Genomic DNA, 15,768 nt, shown 5'->3' on the forward strand with positions numbered 1-15,768 from the left:
CTGTGGATCGGTGCCGGTGCCCGAGAAGGACCTGCCGGTGGTGCTGCCGGAAGACCTGATCCCCGACGGCTCGGGCAACCCGCTGAACAAGTGCGAGGGCTTCCTGAAGGTCGCCTGCCCGAAGTGCGGCCAACCGGCGCGCCGCGAGACCGACACGATGGACACCTTCGTGGACAGCTCGTGGTACTTCATGCGCTACTGCGACCCGAAGAACGACCTGGCGATGGTCGGCGCCGGCACGCAGTACTGGATGCCGATGGACCAGTACATCGGCGGCATCGAGCACGCCATCCTGCACCTGCTGTACGCGCGCTTCTGGACCAAGGTGATGCGCGACCTGAAGCTGGTCAAGGTCGACGAGCCGTTCACGCGGCTGCTGACGCAGGGCATGGTGCTCAACCACATCTACTCGCGCAAGGGCGACAAGGGCGGCATCGAGTACTTCTGGCCGCACGAGGTGGAGAACACCTACGACGAAGGCGGTCGCATCACCGGCGCGAAGCTCAAGAGCGACGGCTCGGCGGTGACCTACGAAGGCGTGGGCACGATGTCGAAGTCGAAGAACAACGGCGTCGACCCGCAGGAACTGATCGACCGCTACGGCGCCGACACGGCCCGGCTGTTCGTGATGTTCGCATCGCCGCCGGAGCAGACGCTGGAGTGGAACGACGCCGGCGTCGAGGGCGCCAACCGCTTCCTGCGCCGGCTGTGGAACTACGGCGTGAAGCAGGGCGACGCGATCCGCGCCGCCGGCGCGGTCGGCGAGGGGCTCGACGACGCTGCCAAGGCGCTGCGCCGCGAGGTGCACAGCGTGCTGCGCCAGGTGAGCTACGACTACGAGCGCATGCAGTACAACACCGTGGTCTCCGGTGCGATGAAGCTGCTCAACGCGCTCGAGGGCTTCAAGGGCGATGCGCCCGCGGTGCTGCGCGAGGGCTTCGGCATCCTGCTGCGCGCGCTCTACCCGGCCTGCCCGCACACCACCTGGGTGCTGTGGAGCGAACTGGGCTACGCGAAGCAGCACGGCGACCTGCTCGACGCGCCGTGGCCGCAGGTCGACGAAGGCGCGCTGGTGCAAGACCGCATCGAGCTGATGCTGCAGGTCAATGGCAAGCTGCGCGGCGCGATCCAGGTGCCGGCCGATGCCGACAAGGCGGCCATCGAGGCGGCGGCGATCGCCAGCCCCGACTTCCAGAAGTTCTCGCAGGGCCTCGCCATCAAGAAGGTGATCGTGATCGCCGGCCGGCTCGTCAACGTCGTCGTCGGATGAGGCGAAGGCTCGCGCTCGGCGCGCTGGGCGCCACCGCCCTCGCCGGCTGCGGCTTCGAGCTGCGCCGCGCGCCGGAGCTGCGCTTTCGCACCATCGCGCTGGCCGGCTTCGCGCCGAAGTCGCCGCTGGCGGCCGAGCTGCGCACGCAGATCGCAGCCAGCCCGAGCACGCTGGTGGTCGAGTCGCCGCTGCAGGCGCAGGTAGTGCTCGAGTCGCTGGCCGACGGGCGCGAGAAGAGCGTGGTCGCCAGCACGGCCTTCGGCGAGGTGCGCGAGCTGCAGCTGCGCTCGCGCTTCAGCTTCCGGCTGCGCACGGCGCAGGGCCGCGAGCTGATCCCGGCCACCGAGATCATGCTGTCGCGCGACATGAGTTACCGCGAGAGCGCGGCGCTGGCCAAGGAGCTGGAAGAGGAGTCGCTGTACCGCGCCATGCAGAACGACATCGCCGCCCAGGTGATGCGCCGCCTGGCCTCGGTGCCGGCCCCCTGAGGCGACGACCATGCAGGTTCGCGCCGACCAGCTCGCCCAGCACCTCGCCAAGGGGGTACGCTCGCTCTACACCGTGTGGGGCGACGAGCCGCTGCTCGCGCAGGAAGCCGGCGACGCGATCCGCGCCGCGGCGCGGGCGGCCGGCTGTACCGAGCGGCAGGTGCACACCGTCAGCGGCGCGCACTTCGACTGGAGCAGCCTGCTCGGCGCCTCGCAGGCGATGAGCCTGTTCGCCGAGCGCCAGCTGATCGAGATCCGCATTCCCGGCGGCAAGCCGGGCAAAGACGGCTCCGAGGCGCTGCAGCGCTACTGCGATCAGCTCAGCGACGACATCGTCACGCTGGTGCAGCTGCCACGGCTGGACCGCACGCAGCAGAACAGCGCCTGGTTCGGCGCCCTGGATGCGTCGGGCGTCACCGTGCGCGTCGACCCGGTCGAGCGCAAGGCGCTGCCGCAGTGGATCGCGCAACGGCTGAGCCAGCAGGGCCAGCGCGTGCAGGCCGGCGAGGAAGGCCAGCGCACGCTGGCCTTCTTCGCCGACCGCGTCGAGGGCAACCTGCTCGCCGCCCACCAGGAGATCCAGAAGCTCGGCCTGCTCTACCCGGCCGGCGAGCTGAGCTTCGAGCAGACCGAGGCCGCGGTGCTCAACGTCGCCCGCTACGACGTCTTCAAGCTCGGTGAGGCCGTACTGGCTGGCCAGGTGGCGCGCGCGCTGCGCATGCTCGAAGGCCTGCAGGCCGAGGGCGAGGCCGCCGTGCTGGTGCACTGGACGCTGGCCGAGGACATCCGTGCGCTCAAGCGCGTGCGCGACGCGGTGCAAGGCGGCAAGCCGCTGCCGATGGCGCTGCGCGAGAACCGCGTCTGGGGCGTCAAGGAGCGCCTGTTCGAGCGCGCCGTGCCGCTGCTCACCGACAACGGCATCGCCGCGCTGCTCGAGGCCGCGCAGGTCTGCGACGGCCTGGTCAAGGGCCTGCGCCATCCCGACTGGCCGCTCGACGCCTGGGAGGCGCTGCGCCGCCTGGTGCTGATGCTGATCGAGCAGCTGTCGAGCAGCGCGCCGGCCGGCGCGAAGTCACGCAGCGTGACCACGCGGCTGGCGCTGCGCGCCTGAAGTCGCTCGATCGTCGCTCAGTAGCCGCGGCCGCGGTCGACGAGGTGCTCGACGGGCTGGCCGGCGCGGAAGCGCCTCACGTTGGCCGCCACCACCGCCGCGGCGCTGCGCGCGTCGGTCGCCGCGGCGACGTGCGGCAGCACCGTGACCCGCGGATGCGACCAGTAGCGATGCTGCGCCGGCAGCGGTTCTTCGTGGAAGACGTCGAGCACCGCATGGCGCACATGCCCGGCATCGAGCGCAGCCAGCAGGTCGGCATCGACCACGTGGCCACCGCGGGCCAGGTTGACCAGGCTCGCTCCGGCGCGCATCGCCGCCAGCGTGGTGGCGTTGAAGAGGCCGCGCGTGGCGGGCGTCAGCGGCAGCAGGTTGATCACCACCGCGGCGCCGGACAGGCGCGGCAGCAGCACGCCGTCGCGCGAGCCCCAGCTGCTCACCGGAAAGCCGTTGGCCGCGAGCCGACGCGCCACCGCCGAGCCCATCTGGCCGCGGCCGAGCACCAGCACCGGGAACTCGTCGGCGCGGCGCTGCGGATGCGGCTGCCAGTGCGCGAGCGCCTGCTGCCGCTGGTAGTCGAAGAAGTCGCGCTGCAGCGCCAGCACCGCCCACAGCGCCGTTTCGGCCATGGCCTCGTTCATCGCTGGGTCGACCATGCGGGCGATCGGCAGCTCGGCCGGAATGCTGTCGTCGGCCAGCAGCTTCTCGACGCCGGCCCACAGCGACTGGATCAGCTTCAGCCGAGGCAGGCCCTGCAAGGCGCCGGAGGGCGGGTTGGCGACGATGGCGATGTCGGCCCCGGCCGCGTCCCCACGGTCGACGACGATGGTCTCGCCCGGCAGTTCGGCGCGCAGCAAGGCGAGCCACTCGTCGCGCTCGCCAGCGTCGAAGCGGCCGGTCAGGTAGACGCTCATGCGGCCTCCAGGGCCGCACGCAGCTGCTGCAGGGCCCGGCGCACGGTCTGCTCGCGCACCGACGTGCGGTCGCCGTCGAACTGCAGCCGCTCGGCCAGCAGCACCTCGCCCGCGTGGGCGATGGACAGCCACACCGTGCCCACCGGCTTGCCCGGCACGGCGCCGCCCGGCCCGGCGATGCCGGTGACGGCCACCGACCACCGTGCATACGACACCTTCAGCGCGCCTTCGGCCATCGCGCGCGCCACCGGCTCGCTCACCGCGCCGTGGCGTTGCAGGGTCGTGGCCGGCACGCCGAGGCATTCGTTCTTGGCCTCGTTGGAGTAGGTCACGAAGCCGCGCTCGAACCAGTCGCTCGACCCCGCCACCGAAGTGCAGGCCGCGGCGATCAGCCCACCGGTGCAGGACTCGGCAGCCACCAGCTTCTCGCCGCGCGCGCGCAGCGCATCACCCAGGGCCAGCACGTCGGCCTCGAAGGTCTTCACCACCACCTCCACAGCGCGATGACCAGCAGCGTGCACAGCGCCGCCACCAGGTCGTCGAACAGGATGCCGAAGCCCTGCGCCCAGCCGATGCCCTGGCTGCGGCGGATCTTGAACAGCTTGTCGGCCCAGGCCACCGGCCCGGGCTTGGCGGCGTCGAAGAAGCGGAACAGCGCGAAGGCCACGGCCTGGCCCATCAGGCCGGTGGGCATCACCAGCCACAGCACCAGCCAGAAGGCGATCACCTCGTCCCAGACGATGGCGCCGGGATCCGCCGTACCCATGTGGCGTGCGGTGGCCGTGCAGGCCCACCAGCCGGCGAGGAAGGCGAACAGCATCACGCCTGCCCACTGCGCATCGCTCAGCCCGGGGCGCAGGATCAGGTAGGCCGCCCAGGCCCACAGCGTGCCGATGGTGCCCGGCGCCCAGGGCGCCAGGCCGGCGCCGAAGCCCAGCGCGATCGGCCGCGCCGGGTGGCCGAACATGAAGCGCCAGGTCACCCGGCGCACGGGCACCGACAGCGGCGGGTGCAGTGGCGGCGTGTCGCTCATCGGCTCAGGCCTTGAAGTGGTCGAACGAGCCGAAGGTGTGCGTCACCTGGCGGCCTTCGCCGTCGACGAGGCGCAGGTCCTGCCCGGCCTCGATGCGGCCGATGCGGGTGACGGCGATGCCGGCCTCGCGCGCCGCCCCGTGGACGCGATCGGCCGCGGGGCCCGGTGCGGTGAAGAGCAGCTCGTAGTCATCGCCGCCGGCCAGCGTGCAGGTGCGCTGCAGCGCGAGCGGCTGCGCGCCGAGCACCGCGCTGCGCGGCACCGCATCGACCTCCACCACCGCGGCCACGCCGGAGCGGCGCAGGATGTGGCCGAGGTCGCCGAGCAGGCCGTCGGAGACGTCGATCGCGCTGCTGGCGATGCCGCGCAGCGCCAGGCCGAGCGCAACGCGCGGCTGCGGCCGCTCCATCGCCTCGCGCACCCGCTCGAAGTCGTGGCCGGCGAGCTGCTGCGTGCCGCGGAACACCTCCAGCGCCAGCCGCGCATCGCCGACCGTGCCGCTCACGTAAAGGTCGTCGCCCGGCTGCGCGCCCGAGCGCAGCAGTGCGCCGCCCACGGGCACCTCGCCCATCGCGGTGATGCAGATGTTCAGCGGCCCCTGCGTGGTGTCGCCGCCGACGAGCTCGATGCCGTGCGCGTCGGCCAGCGCGAACAGGCCGCGGGCGAAGCCTTCGAGGAACACTTCGTCGGCACGCGGCAGCGCCAGCGCCAGCGTGAAGCCCAGCGGCCTCGCGCCGCAGGCTGCCAGGTCGCTCAGGTTGACGGCCAGCGCCTTGTGGCCGAGGCGCTCGGGCACGACGGTCGACAGGAAGTGGCGTCCTTCCACCAGCATGTCGCTGGAGACGGCCAGCTGCATGCCGGCGCCGGGCGCGAGCAGCGCGCAGTCGTCGCCGATGCCCAGCGCGGCACGGCGCACCGGGCGGGTGAAGTAGCGGGCGATGAGGTCGAATTCGCCGAGGGACATGGACGAATTGTCGCTGCAGGCCCGACCGAGCGCCGGGCCGCCCCAAGCCGGTCGGGTGCCCCCTCGGGGGGCGGCCTCGGTACTCCGAGGCCGTGGGCGAACATTCACTCTTCGCGGAGCAGGTTGGCGAGCTCGACGGCCGAACGCACGTCCATCTTCTCGAACACGCGCGCGCGGTGGACCTCGACGGTGCGCACGCTGATGTCCAGCGCGTCGGCGATCAGCTTGTTCGGCCGGCCCTCGATCACCAGTCGCATCACGTCGCGCTCGCGGTCGGTCAGCTCGGCCAGCCGCTTGCGCACCGACTCGCGCGCCAGCCGCGCGCGGATGGCCGCCTCGCTGCGCCCCAGCGCCTGCTCGATGCGATCGACCAGCGCGTTGTCGGAGAAGGGCTTCTCGACGAAGTCGAAGGCGCCGCGCTTGACCGCCGCCACGGCGGTGGGCACGTCGCCATGGCCGGTGAGGAAGATCACCGGCAGGGCCTCGATCAGCCCGCGCTCGACCAGCCTGTCGAACAGCGACAGCCCACTCATGCCGGGCATGCGCACGTCCAGCAGCAGGCAGCTCGGCGCCAGCGGCCACTCGGCCATCGCCGCGGGCGACTTGGCGGCGAGCATGGCCTCGAAGGCCTCGGCGCTGGCGAAGCCTTCGGACAGCAGCCGCCGCGAGCGCAGCAGCCAGCCGAGGGCATCGCGCACGACGTCCTCGTCGTCGACGAGGTAGACGATCGGCAGGCCGAGTGACGCGGGCGTGTTCATCCGGAGGTTTCGACGGCACGGTCGGCCGGCCGGGCCGGCCGTTCGACTTCGGCCGGCAGGGTAAACCGAAATTCGGTTCCCGCGCCAGCGCCGCTGCCGGCGAGGTTGATGAAATCCAGCGCACCGCCGTGCTGCTCGATCACCGTGCGGCACAGGCTCAGGCCCAGCCCCATGCCCTCGCTGCGCGTGGTGAAGAAGGGCGTGAACAGCCGGGCCGCGACCTCGGGCGCGATGCCGGGGCCGCGGTCGATCACGCTGAAGCTCACCCAGCGCGGATGGGTCTGCTGGGCCTTCAGCGTCAGCACCCGCTGCGCGGGCTCGGCGGCCGTCTCCATCGCCTGGATGCCGTTGCGCGTGAGGTTGAGCAGCACCTGCTCGACCATCGTGCGGTCGCAGACCACGCGCGGCGGGGGGTCGGGCAGATCGACCTCGATGCGCGTGCCGCTCTTGCGCGCCTGCAGCCTGACCAGCGGCATCACCGACTCGAAAAGCACGTCGGCGCGCACCGCCTCGCGCGCCTGCTCGCGACGGCGCACGAAGTCGTGCACGCTCTTGATCACCCGGCCGGCGCGCTCGGCCTGCTCGGCGATGCGCTGCGCGGCCTGGCGCAGCATGCCCAGCGTCTCGTCGTCGGCCTGCGTGCCCACCTCGAGCAGGTTGAGCGAGCCGGCGGCGTAGCTGGCGATCGCCGCCAGCGGCTGGTTCAACTCGTGGCTGAGCAGCGAGGCCATCTCGCCGACCGTGGCCAGCCGCGCGGTGGCCTGCAGCCGCTCCTGCTGCTGGCGCGACAGCTCCTCGACGCGCCGCTGCGCACTGACGTCGAGCACGCTGCTCATCCAGCCGGTGTGGCGGCCCTGGCCGTCGACCAGCGGCGCCTCGAAGATCAGCACTGGGAAGCGCTCGCCGTTGCGGCGCATGAAGATCGTCTCGAAGCCGGCGCGCGCCTCCTGTGCGCTGCGCCCCGGCTGCATCGGCAGGCCGCCCAGGCGCACGCTCTGGCGCCGTGCGTACTCGGCGGCCAGCTCCGGCGGCCAGTACGGCGGCGTGCTCGGCCCCATCAGCTCCTGCTCGCTGAAGCCGACCATCTCGCAGAACGCCGGGTTCACGTGCGTGATGCGCCCGTCGAGGTCGCGCGCGCGCAGCCCGATGACCAGCGAATCCTCCATCGCCTTGCGGAACGACAGCGCCTCGGCCAGCCGCGCCTCGGCCGCGGCGCGGCGCCGCACGTCGCGCACGAGCAGGCCCACCACCACCGCCAGCGCCAGCGACAGGCCGAGCACCAGCGCGACGGCGAGGTTGGGGATCAGGCTGGGCGTGCCGCGCGTGCTGTCGACGCGCAGCTGCAGCGACAGCCCGGGCAGGTCGACGATGCGCTCGGCGACGAAAACGCCGCCACCGCGGCGAACGCCGGCACGCGCCAGCCGCGTGCCGTCGCCCTCGACGAACGAGAGTTCGTGGTTCCGTGCCATCTCGGCGCCCACCGCCTCTTCGAGCAGACGGCCGAGCGCCAGCGTGGCCGTCAGCGCGCCATCGGGCCGGCCGGCGCGCTGCAGCGGAATGCACAGGTCCATCACCTCCAGACCGAGGCCGTCGCCCAGCGGCACGAAGTAGCTGCGCGAGAATGCCGGCGCCGCCAGGCGCAGCGCGGCCGCGCAGGCGATCTGCGTCTCCAGCTCCATCGCCTCGCGGCCGATCTGGCCGAACACCGAGCCCTGGTAGGGCGAGTCGACGGCCTCGCTGACGCGCATCGCCTCGTCGCGCCGCTCCACGCGCATCAGCTCGCGCCGCGCATGCAGCAGCGTGGCCGCCTCGGCGCGCCACTGTGCGGCCGCGGGGTCGTTCCATTGCAGGGCCTGCAGGCTCTGCACCTGGCGCGACAGCGCCTGGCGCACGTCGGCGGCGGCGGCCGTGGCGGCGGCCTCGACCTGCTCCTGCGCGCGCACCTTCTCGTAGTTGGCGGTCAGGTAGACGAGCAGCGACTGCGCCACCACCAGCAGCGCCACCAGCGCACCCCACAGCGCCGGCCGGCGGCTGCGCGGTCGCGCCGGGGCGGCGGGCAGGGGCTCGTTCATGGCCTCAGTATTCATTCCGCCGGGTCAAAAGAGATACGCACTTTCGCGCATGGGTCCATGCCGAACATCGATCCACACTGCGCAGCCGGGCACGCACCCCCCTCCTACAATCCGTTCCCCCCGCGCCGCGGGGCCGCACCGAGATCATCCCCGAGATCCGCCATGACCAACGCTGAAGACAAGCGCGCCCAGCTGCGCCGAGCCGCCCTCGAGTACCACGAGTTCCCGACGCCGGGCAAGGTGGCCATCGCCGCGACCAAGCAGCTCGTCAACCAGCGCGACCTCGCCCTGGCCTACTCGCCCGGCGTGGCGGCGGCCTGCGAGGAGATCGTGGCCGACCCGGCCAACGCGTTCCGCTACACCTCGCGCGGCAACCTGGTCGCGGTGATCACCAACGGCACCGCCGTGCTCGGCCTGGGCGACATCGGCCCGCTGGCGGCCAAACCGGTGATGGAAGGCAAGGGGGTGCTGTTCAAGAAGTTCGCCGGCATCGACGTCTTCGACATCGAGGTCAACGAGAAGAACCTCGACAAGCTGGTCGACATCATCGCCGCACTCGAACCCACCTTCGGCGGCATCAACCTCGAGGACATCAAGGCGCCGGACTGCTTCTACGTCGAGCGCAAGCTGCGCGAGCGCATGAAGATCCCGGTCTTCCACGACGACCAGCACGGCACCGCCATCGTCGTCGGCGCGGCCATGCTCAACGCGCTGAAGGTGGCCGGCAAGAACATCAAGAAGGTCAAGCTGGTGTCCTCCGGCGCCGGCGCCGCCGCGCTGGCCTGCCTCGGCCTGCTGGTCAAGCTCGGCCTGCCGCGCGAGAACATCTGGGTGACCGACCTGGCCGGCGTGGTCTACGAAGGCCGCACCGAGCTGATGGACGAGGACAAGGCCCAGTTCGCTCAGAAGACCTCGCAGCGCACGCTGGCCGAGGCCATCGAGGGCGCGGACATCTTCCTCGGCCTGTCGGCCGGCGGCGTGCTGAAGAAGGAGATGGTCGCGAAGATGGCCAAGAGCCCCGTGATCTTCGCGCTCGCCAACCCGACGCCGGAGATCATGCCCGAGGAGGTGAAATCGGTGCGCGACGACGCGATCATGGCCACCGGCCGCACCGACTACCCGAACCAGGTCAACAACGTGCTGTGCTTCCCGTACATCTTCCGCGGCGCACTCGACTGCGGCGCGACGACGGTGACGGTGGAGATGGAGATCGCCGCGGTGCACGCCATCGCCGAGCTCGCCCAGGCCGAGCAGAGCGAAGTGGTGGCCGCGGCCTATGCCGGCGCGACGCTGAGCTTCGGCCCCGAGTACCTCATCCCCAAGCCCTTCGACCCGCGGCTGATGATGAAGATCGCGCCGGCGGTGGCCAAGGCGGCGGCCGATTCCGGCGTCGCGCAGCGGCCCGTCAAGGACTACGACGCCTACCGCGAGAAGCTGCACACCTTCGTCTACGCCTCGGGACAGACGATGAAGCCGATCTTCGCGCTGGCCAAGCGCGCCGCCGCCAAGCGCGTGGCCTACGCCGAAGGCGAGGACGAGCGCGTGCTGCGCGCGGTGCAGGTCGTGGTCGACGAGAGCCTGGCGCGGCCGACGCTGATCGGCCGGCCGGCGGTGATCGCGCAGCGCGTCGAGCGCTTCGGCCTGCGCCTGAAGGAAGGCGTGGACTACGACGTCGTCAACGTCGAGCAGGATCATCGCTACCGCGACTTCTGGCAGACGTACCACCAGATGACCGAGCGCAAGGGCGTGACGGTGCAGGTGGCCAAGATCGAGATGCGCCGGCGACTGACGCTGATCGGCTCGATGCTGCTGCACAAGGGCGAGGTCGACGGCATGCTGTGCGGCACCTGGGGCACCACCGCCTCGCACCTGCACTACATCGACCAGGTGATCGGCAAGCGCCACGGCGGCAGCCCGAGCACGGCGCAGGACGTGCGCGTCTATGCCTGCATGAACGGGCTGATGCTGCCGGGTCGGCAGGTGTTCCTGGTCGACACCCACGTCAACGCCGACCCGACCGCGGAAGAGCTCGCCGAGATCACCGTGATGGCGGCCGAGGAGATGCTGCGCTTCGGCGTCGAGCCGAAGGCGGCCCTGCTGTCGCACTCGAACTTCGGCAGCAGCGACCATGCCAGCGCGGTGAAGATGCGCCACACGCTGGCCCTGCTGCGTGAGCAGGCGCCGTGGCTCCAGGTCGACGGCGAGATGCACGGCGACGTGGCGCTGGACGGCGCCCTGCGCCACGGCCTCATGCCCAACAGCACCCTCAAGGGCGACGCTAACCTGCTGGTGCTGCCCAACATCGACGCCGCCAACATCTCCTACAACCTGCTCAAGACCGCCGCCGGCGGCGGCATCGCCATCGGCCCGGTACTGCTCGGCGCCGCCAAGCCGGTGCACGTGCTCACGCCGTCGGCCACGGTCCGGCGGATCGTGAACATGACCGCGCTGACGGTGGCCGATGCCAACGCCGCTCGGTGACATCGCACGGACATGCAGTTCGCTTGAATGTCCAGTGGCCCCCAGGCAGCACCCTGCCGGCGCGGGGGCTTTGCTGCAGCGCGAAAGCAGTTCACCGCACCCGATCTCGCGCCAAGTCGCCAGAAAAATCGCAATTGATCAATGACTTAGAGGTTAGATAGCGCACGCTCCATGTCATGTCTTGTTGCCCCATTATGAGGCAGCAGCTTGAGATTTCCCGCCCATTTCGGTACCATTCCGGCTTCTGGATTCAGGGATTACCCGTGTCTTCCTCCGGTCTGTCACTGCGGTGGCGTGGGCTTCGTCAAACGGGGCTGGCGGTCGTGGTGGCGGCGGCAGGCTTGGCCGGTGCAATGCTTCCGAACGGAGCGGCACAGGCCAGGGAGTCGGTTCCGATGCCCGTGGTGGCACTGGCCGAACTGCCGCCCGAGGCCGTGAAGACACACCGGTTGATCCTGTCCGGCGGGCCGTTTCCGTACTCGAAGGATGGCTCGGTGTTCGGCAACCGCGAACGACTGCTGCCGCTGCAAACGCGCGGCTTCTATCGCGAATACACCGTCAAGACACCGGGCGCGCGGAATCGGGGCGCCCGGCGGATCGTCTGCGGCGGGAAGCAGCCCACCGCCCCTGAAGCCTGCTACTACACCGCCGACCACTACGCGAGCTTCCGCCGCATCGTGGAGTGATCGGCCACAGGATCTGTAAAACGAGGAGGAACGCGACCATGCTCTTGCAGACCGTCCGTCCGAACATTGTCCAGGCCATCCGCGCTTACCGCGTGGAGGACTTGATGGCGGCCGCCGAAGGCGCCGGCCAGCATTTCCTCTACGCCAACCTGTCTGCCGCGCAATCCAAGCAGGAAGTGCTGGAAACCATCGCGCAGGCGTTCATGTTTCCTGCCCACTTCGGCAAGAACCTCGACGCGCTGTACGACTGCATGACCGACCTGGTGCACAAGGCCGGCACGCAGCCGGGCTTCGTGGTGGTGCTGGAGCAGCTGCCGGACAACCCGCGCTTCGACCGCGAGGCGCGCGAGCAGCTGCTCGATGTGTTCCGCGACGCCGCCGACTACTGGGGGGAACGACGAATACCCTTCAGGTGCTTCTATTCTTTTCAGTAGCCCGCTCCCAGGAACAAGGGTCATGGGAGCGGGCGACGGAAACGACCCAGAACGTCGCCGCCGGCAAGCCGGCCGCCAAGAGCGCGGCCAATGCCAGCTTCGGCATGAACATGCCGATGATGAGCAGCGCCTTCGACACCGCGATGTGGCTGAACGCCGCGTGATGTCGCGCTGATCTTCGACGAAGTTCTCGACGGCGGCCTGCGGGCCGCCGTCGTCATTTCGGCGTGGCGAGGCGCCGCGCCAGCGCGAGGTACTCGGCCACCGGCACCTCCTCGGCGCGGCGCTGCAGGTCAAAATCGGCCTGCGCCTCGCGCAATGCCAGCCAGCGGCCCAGCGTGTGTCGCAGCAGCTTGCGCCGCTGCGAGAACGCCACCGTCACCAGCTCACCGAGCAGCGCCGCATCGACCTGCGAGGTGCCGGGCAGTGGCTGCATGCGCACCACCGCCGAATCGACGCGCGGCGGCGGCTCGAAGGCCTCCGGCGGCACGTCCAGCAACGACTCGATGTCGTAGCGCCACTGCAGCATCACGCTCAGCCGGCCGTAGTCCTTGCTGCCGGGGCTGGCGGCCATGCGCTCGACGACCTCCTTCTGCAGCATGAAGGTCTGGTCGGCCACCCGGTCGGCCACGGCCAGCAGGTGGAAGAGGATGGGCGTGGAGATGTTGTAGGGCAGATTGCCGACCACGCGCAACTTCTGGCCGGCGCGTTCGGCGATGGCGGCGAAGTCCACGCTGAGCACGTCGGCCTCGATCACCTCCAGCCGGCTGTCGCGCCGCAACCTCGCGGCCAGATCGCGATCGAGCTCGATGACCGTCAGGCGCTCGCAGCGCGCGAGCAGCGGGCCCGTCATCGCGCCCAGCCCGGGGCCGATCTCGACCAGCGCCTGCCCGGGCCGCGGATCGATCGCCGCGACGATCGCGTCGATCACCGCGCTGTCGGTCAGGAAGTGCTGCCCGAAGCGCTTGCGGGCGATGTGGCCCACGCTACAGCGGCGCCTCGCGCAGCTCGATGTAGGCCCGCGCGCGCAGCTCGCGCAGCCACTCCTCGTAGGCCTCGTCGAACTTGCGCTCGCGCAGCACGTTGCGCGCCTGCTCGCGCTGCTGCTTGATGTCGAGCGTGACGTTGCGGCGCTCGGTCACCTGGATCAGGTGCACGCCGAATCGCGAGACGACGGGCTCGGACAGACCGTTGATCGCCAGGCGGTTCATCGCTTCCTCGAACTCGGGCACGAAGGTTCCGGGGCTGGTCCAGCCGAGGTCACCGCCGGCGGCGGCGCTGCCGTCCTCGGAGTTCTCGCGGGCCAGCGCCTCGAAGGTGGCGCGGCCGCTCTCGATCTGCTCGCGGAAGCCGGCCAGGCGCCGTTGCGCCGCCTCGGCCGACAGCTGCGCCGACGGGCGCAGCAGGATGTGGCGAGCCCGCGTCTGGGTGATGCGGAAGGCATCGCCTTCGCGCTTGTCGACCAGCTTGAGCAGGTGGAAGCCGGCGCCGGTGCGCAGCAGCTCGGGTGCGACCTCGCCGCTGCCGAGCTTCTTCACCACCTCGACGAAGACGTCGGGCAGACGATCGGCACTGCGCATGCCGAGCACGCCACCGGCGGCGCGATTGGGATCCTCCGAGATCTCGCGCGCCACGGCCTCGAAGGCCTCGCCGGCGGCGACCCGCTTCTTCGCGCTCTCGGCGCGCTCGCGGCGGCGGGCGATCTCCTCGGCACTCGCGCCCTCCGGCACGGTGACGAGGATCTGCGCGATGTTGTACTCGGCGTTGGCGCTGGCCGCGGCGCGGCGCTGGTCGAGCAGGGCATCGATCTCGGCGTCGGTGACGCGGATGCGCGACTGCACCTCGCGCTCGCGCACTCGCTCGGTGAGCAGCTGGTCGCGCACGTTGTTGCGGAAGCGCGCGTAGTCGATGCCCTCGCGGCGCAGCCGCTCGCGCAGCTGGGCCATGGTGATCTGGTTCTGCACCGCCACGTTGTTGACGGCGCGGTCGAGCTCGGCGTCGTCGATGCGGGTGCCGCTGTCGCGCGCATGGGTGAGCTGAACGCGCTCGTCGATCAGCACGTCGAGCACCTCGCGGCGCAGCTGGTCATCGGGCGGCAGCGAGGCGCGCTGCCTCGCCGCGTCTTCGCGCACCCGGTTGATGCGCGTCTGCAGCTCGGAGGCCGTCACCAGCTCCTGGTTGACCACGGCGACGATGTAGTCGCCGGTGCGCACCGGGGTCGATCGGGTCTGCGCCTGCGCGGCGGGCACCGCGGCGGCGATCAGCAGGGCCAGCAGCGCGGGCCGCAGGGCGAACAGGGCATCAGTCATAAGAGGTGGTCACGGCAGGCGTGCCGCGCTCGTCGCGCAGCAGCCGGTAGCCAGGGATATTGTCCTTCAAGACCTGCAGCGGGTTGGAACCCAGCCGTGACAGGCCGACGAGCTCGAGCTGCAACAGCAGCCGGGTGGTCGCTTCGCTGCGGCCGGTGGACAGCCGCTCGGCCACCACGCGGCCGATCCAGCAGCCCGCGTCGTACTCGAAGCCGAGCACCGAGTCGGTGATGCGGCTGTCTCGCATGCTGTAGTTGACGCGGCCGACGCTGTACCAGCTGCCCTTGCAGTCGGCGCCGCCAGCGCTGCCCCCGGCAGCCGCTTCGAGCGGCGTGCGGCCGTAGATCGGCCACTGCCAGCCCAGCTCGACCTGCTCGGACAGGCCGCGCGCCAGGCGGTAGGTCAGCCCGAAGGTGCGATAGGGCCCGGGCGAGTATCGCGCGCCGAGGATCGAGCGCACCGTGCGCTTGAGGTCAGGGCTGTACTGCAGCGAGCCGTCGAAGGTCCAGCGCCGCGAGATCGTCGTCGAGCCGAACAGGAGCAGGTCGGAGAAACGCTGAGTCAGCGGCGTGCATTCGGGCGGAAGCAGTGGGTCGATCGGTGCCGTGCAGTCGGTGGTGATGCGCTGATCGCGGAACAGGTAGCGCTGAGCCACGCCGAGCCGCAGCGCCTCGGCGCCGCTGGCCGGATCGAGGAACCGCGTGGTCACGCCGGCGGTGAGCTGCTGTGCGTCGGAGACCCGGTCGACGCCGGAGAAGGCGTTCTCGGCGTACAGCGATTCGAAGTTGAAGTCGCGCGGCGCGGTGTCGAAGGCCAGCCGGGCATCCTGCGCTCGGTAAGGTGTGCTCACCACCATCAGCCGCGGCTCCAGCGTCTGGCGCACGTCGCGGCCGAACCAGCTGGCGTCGCGCTCGAGCTGCCAGTGGCTGTCGACGCTCAGGGTCGGGATCACGCGCGACAGGCCGCGCCGGCCACCGAGCGGCTCGTCGAGCGAATAGGCAGCCGCGTTGAACGAGGCGCGCGGTGTCACCGTCCAGCCCGGCGAGCCGAACGGCCGGGCGATGCTGCCCAGCGCATGCCAGCGCAGCCCGGTGGGGCGCGCCTCGGCGAGCAGGTCGGCACGACCGTTGTCGGGCTCGGTGAAGCGGTTGAGCTCGGTCTCCAGCGCGAATTCGAAGCCGCCGAAGCGCTGCAGGCCGCGCACGCCGACCTGCGGTGCGCGGTCGTAGGGCGACTCGATGCGGCTGGCGT

The 15,768-nt window shown here is 70.8% G+C and carries 16 protein-coding genes; 7 read left to right on the forward strand and 9 right to left on the reverse strand.

The window, feature by feature from the left end:
• From AB7U92_RS07145 to holA, 3 genes are all read left to right on the forward strand, one after another.
• A partial coding sequence (locus AB7U92_RS07145; protein WP_428575486.1) for a class I tRNA ligase family protein occupies positions 1-1,270 on the forward strand: 1,270 nt, incomplete at its 5' end.
• Complete coding sequence (gene lptE, locus AB7U92_RS07150; RefSeq protein ID WP_428575487.1) at positions 1,267-1,758, forward strand: LPS assembly lipoprotein LptE; 492 nt, start codon at positions 1,267-1,269, stop codon at positions 1,756-1,758. The genes AB7U92_RS07145 and lptE, both read left to right, overlap by 4 nt.
• A gap of 10 nt (positions 1,759-1,768) precedes the next feature.
• The gene (gene holA, locus AB7U92_RS07155; RefSeq protein ID WP_428575488.1) at positions 1,769-2,869 is read left to right on the forward strand and encodes a DNA polymerase III subunit delta; all 1,101 of its coding nucleotides are present in this window, start codon (positions 1,769-1,771) and stop codon (positions 2,867-2,869) included.
• Between the two features lie 17 nt (positions 2,870-2,886).
• Here the strand turns inward: holA and AB7U92_RS07160 are convergent, their stop codons facing one another.
• The 6 genes from AB7U92_RS07160 to AB7U92_RS07185 all read right to left on the reverse strand — a co-directional run bounded on the left by AB7U92_RS07160 (position 2,887) and on the right by AB7U92_RS07185 (position 8,607).
• On the reverse strand, positions 2,887-3,780 hold the full coding sequence (locus tag AB7U92_RS07160; RefSeq protein WP_428575489.1) for a 2-hydroxyacid dehydrogenase: 894 nt from the start codon (positions 3,778-3,780) through the stop codon (positions 2,887-2,889).
• Entirely contained in the window at positions 3,777-4,271 is a 495-nt protein-coding gene (locus tag AB7U92_RS07165) for a CinA family protein (protein ID WP_428575500.1), read from the reverse strand. Before AB7U92_RS07165 ends, AB7U92_RS07160 begins: the two co-directional genes overlap by 4 nt.
• Entirely contained in the window at positions 4,262-4,813 is a 552-nt protein-coding gene (locus AB7U92_RS07170; protein ID WP_428575490.1) for a phosphatidylglycerophosphatase A family protein, read from the reverse strand. Before AB7U92_RS07170 ends, AB7U92_RS07165 begins: the two co-directional genes overlap by 10 nt.
• A 4-nt stretch (positions 4,814-4,817) precedes the next feature.
• Positions 4,818-5,777 carry a thiamine-phosphate kinase gene (gene thiL, locus AB7U92_RS07175; RefSeq protein WP_428575491.1) on the reverse strand — a complete coding sequence of 320 codons (960 nt, stop codon included), beginning with the start codon at positions 5,775-5,777 and terminating at the stop codon, positions 4,818-4,820.
• A gap of 104 nt (positions 5,778-5,881) precedes the next feature.
• Positions 5,882-6,535, reverse strand: coding sequence for a response regulator transcription factor (locus tag AB7U92_RS07180; RefSeq protein WP_428575492.1), 654 nt, complete (start codon positions 6,533-6,535; stop codon positions 5,882-5,884).
• Complete coding sequence (locus tag AB7U92_RS07185) at positions 6,532-8,607, reverse strand: sensor histidine kinase (RefSeq protein WP_428575493.1); 2,076 nt, start codon at positions 8,605-8,607, stop codon at positions 6,532-6,534. Before AB7U92_RS07185 ends, AB7U92_RS07180 begins: the two co-directional genes overlap by 4 nt.
• Before the next feature lie 162 nt (positions 8,608-8,769).
• Here AB7U92_RS07185 and AB7U92_RS07190 point away from each other — a divergent pair, with 162 nt between their 5' ends.
• The 4 genes from AB7U92_RS07190 to AB7U92_RS07205 all read left to right on the forward strand — a co-directional run bounded on the left by AB7U92_RS07190 (position 8,770) and on the right by AB7U92_RS07205 (position 12,372).
• Positions 8,770-11,088: an NADP-dependent malic enzyme gene (locus AB7U92_RS07190; RefSeq protein ID WP_428575494.1), complete on the forward strand. Its 2,319-nt coding sequence runs from the start codon at positions 8,770-8,772 to the stop codon at positions 11,086-11,088.
• 353 nt (positions 11,089-11,441) lie between these two features.
• Complete coding sequence (locus tag AB7U92_RS07195; RefSeq protein ID WP_428575501.1) at positions 11,442-11,774, forward strand: ribonuclease domain-containing protein; 333 nt, start codon at positions 11,442-11,444, stop codon at positions 11,772-11,774.
• Between the two features lie 38 nt (positions 11,775-11,812).
• A complete protein-coding gene (locus AB7U92_RS07200) occupies positions 11,813-12,208 on the forward strand; it encodes a barstar family protein (protein ID WP_428575495.1) in 396 nt (131 codons plus the stop codon).
• Positions 12,187-12,372, forward strand: coding sequence for a hypothetical protein (locus AB7U92_RS07205; RefSeq protein WP_428575496.1), 186 nt, complete (start codon positions 12,187-12,189; stop codon positions 12,370-12,372). Before AB7U92_RS07200 ends, AB7U92_RS07205 begins: the two co-directional genes overlap by 22 nt.
• 53 nt (positions 12,373-12,425) lie before the next feature.
• On the opposite strand, the gene rsmA is transcribed toward AB7U92_RS07205, so the two are convergent.
• From rsmA to AB7U92_RS07220, 3 genes are all read right to left on the reverse strand, one after another.
• A complete protein-coding gene (gene rsmA / locus AB7U92_RS07210; protein ID WP_428575497.1) occupies positions 12,426-13,193 on the reverse strand; it encodes a 16S rRNA (adenine(1518)-N(6)/adenine(1519)-N(6))-dimethyltransferase RsmA in 768 nt (255 codons plus the stop codon).
• 1 nt (position 13,194) lies between these two features.
• A complete protein-coding gene (locus tag AB7U92_RS07215; protein ID WP_428575498.1) occupies positions 13,195-14,517 on the reverse strand; it encodes a peptidylprolyl isomerase in 1,323 nt (440 codons plus the stop codon).
• Positions 14,510-15,768, reverse strand: a 1,259-nt coding sequence (locus AB7U92_RS07220; RefSeq protein ID WP_428575499.1) for an LPS-assembly protein LptD, incomplete at its 5' end; no start/stop codon positions are given. The genes AB7U92_RS07220 and AB7U92_RS07215, both read right to left, overlap by 8 nt.

It is taken from the genome of Piscinibacter sp. (assembly GCF_050175855.1).
In the GTDB taxonomy this organism is placed as follows: Bacteria; Pseudomonadota; Gammaproteobacteria; order Burkholderiales; family Burkholderiaceae_C; genus Piscinibacter.

Excerpts from the sequence above, each read along its gene's own strand:
- lptE (WP_428575487.1), top strand. The coding sequence starts at position 1,267 with ATGAGGCGAAGGCTCGCGCTCGGCGCGCTGGGCGCCACCGCCCTCGCC.
- holA (WP_428575488.1), top strand. The coding sequence starts at position 1,769 with ATGCAGGTTCGCGCCGACCAGCTCGCCCAGCACCTCGCCAAGGGGGTA.
- AB7U92_RS07160 (WP_428575489.1), bottom strand. The coding sequence starts at position 3,780 with ATGAGCGTCTACCTGACCGGCCGCTTCGACGCTGGCGAGCGCGACGAG.
- AB7U92_RS07170 (WP_428575490.1), bottom strand. The coding sequence starts at position 4,813 with ATGAGCGACACGCCGCCACTGCACCCGCCGCTGTCGGTGCCCGTGCGC.
- thiL (WP_428575491.1), bottom strand. The coding sequence starts at position 5,777 with ATGTCCCTCGGCGAATTCGACCTCATCGCCCGCTACTTCACCCGCCCG.
- AB7U92_RS07180 (WP_428575492.1), bottom strand. The coding sequence starts at position 6,535 with ATGAACACGCCCGCGTCACTCGGCCTGCCGATCGTCTACCTCGTCGAC.
- AB7U92_RS07185 (WP_428575493.1), bottom strand. The coding sequence starts at position 8,607 with ATGAACGAGCCCCTGCCCGCCGCCCCGGCGCGACCGCGCAGCCGCCGG.
- AB7U92_RS07190 (WP_428575494.1), top strand. The coding sequence starts at position 8,770 with ATGACCAACGCTGAAGACAAGCGCGCCCAGCTGCGCCGAGCCGCCCTC.
- AB7U92_RS07195 (WP_428575501.1), top strand. The coding sequence starts at position 11,442 with ATGCTTCCGAACGGAGCGGCACAGGCCAGGGAGTCGGTTCCGATGCCC.
- AB7U92_RS07200 (WP_428575495.1), top strand. The coding sequence starts at position 11,813 with ATGCTCTTGCAGACCGTCCGTCCGAACATTGTCCAGGCCATCCGCGCT.
- AB7U92_RS07215 (WP_428575498.1), bottom strand. The coding sequence starts at position 14,517 with ATGACTGATGCCCTGTTCGCCCTGCGGCCCGCGCTGCTGGCCCTGCTG.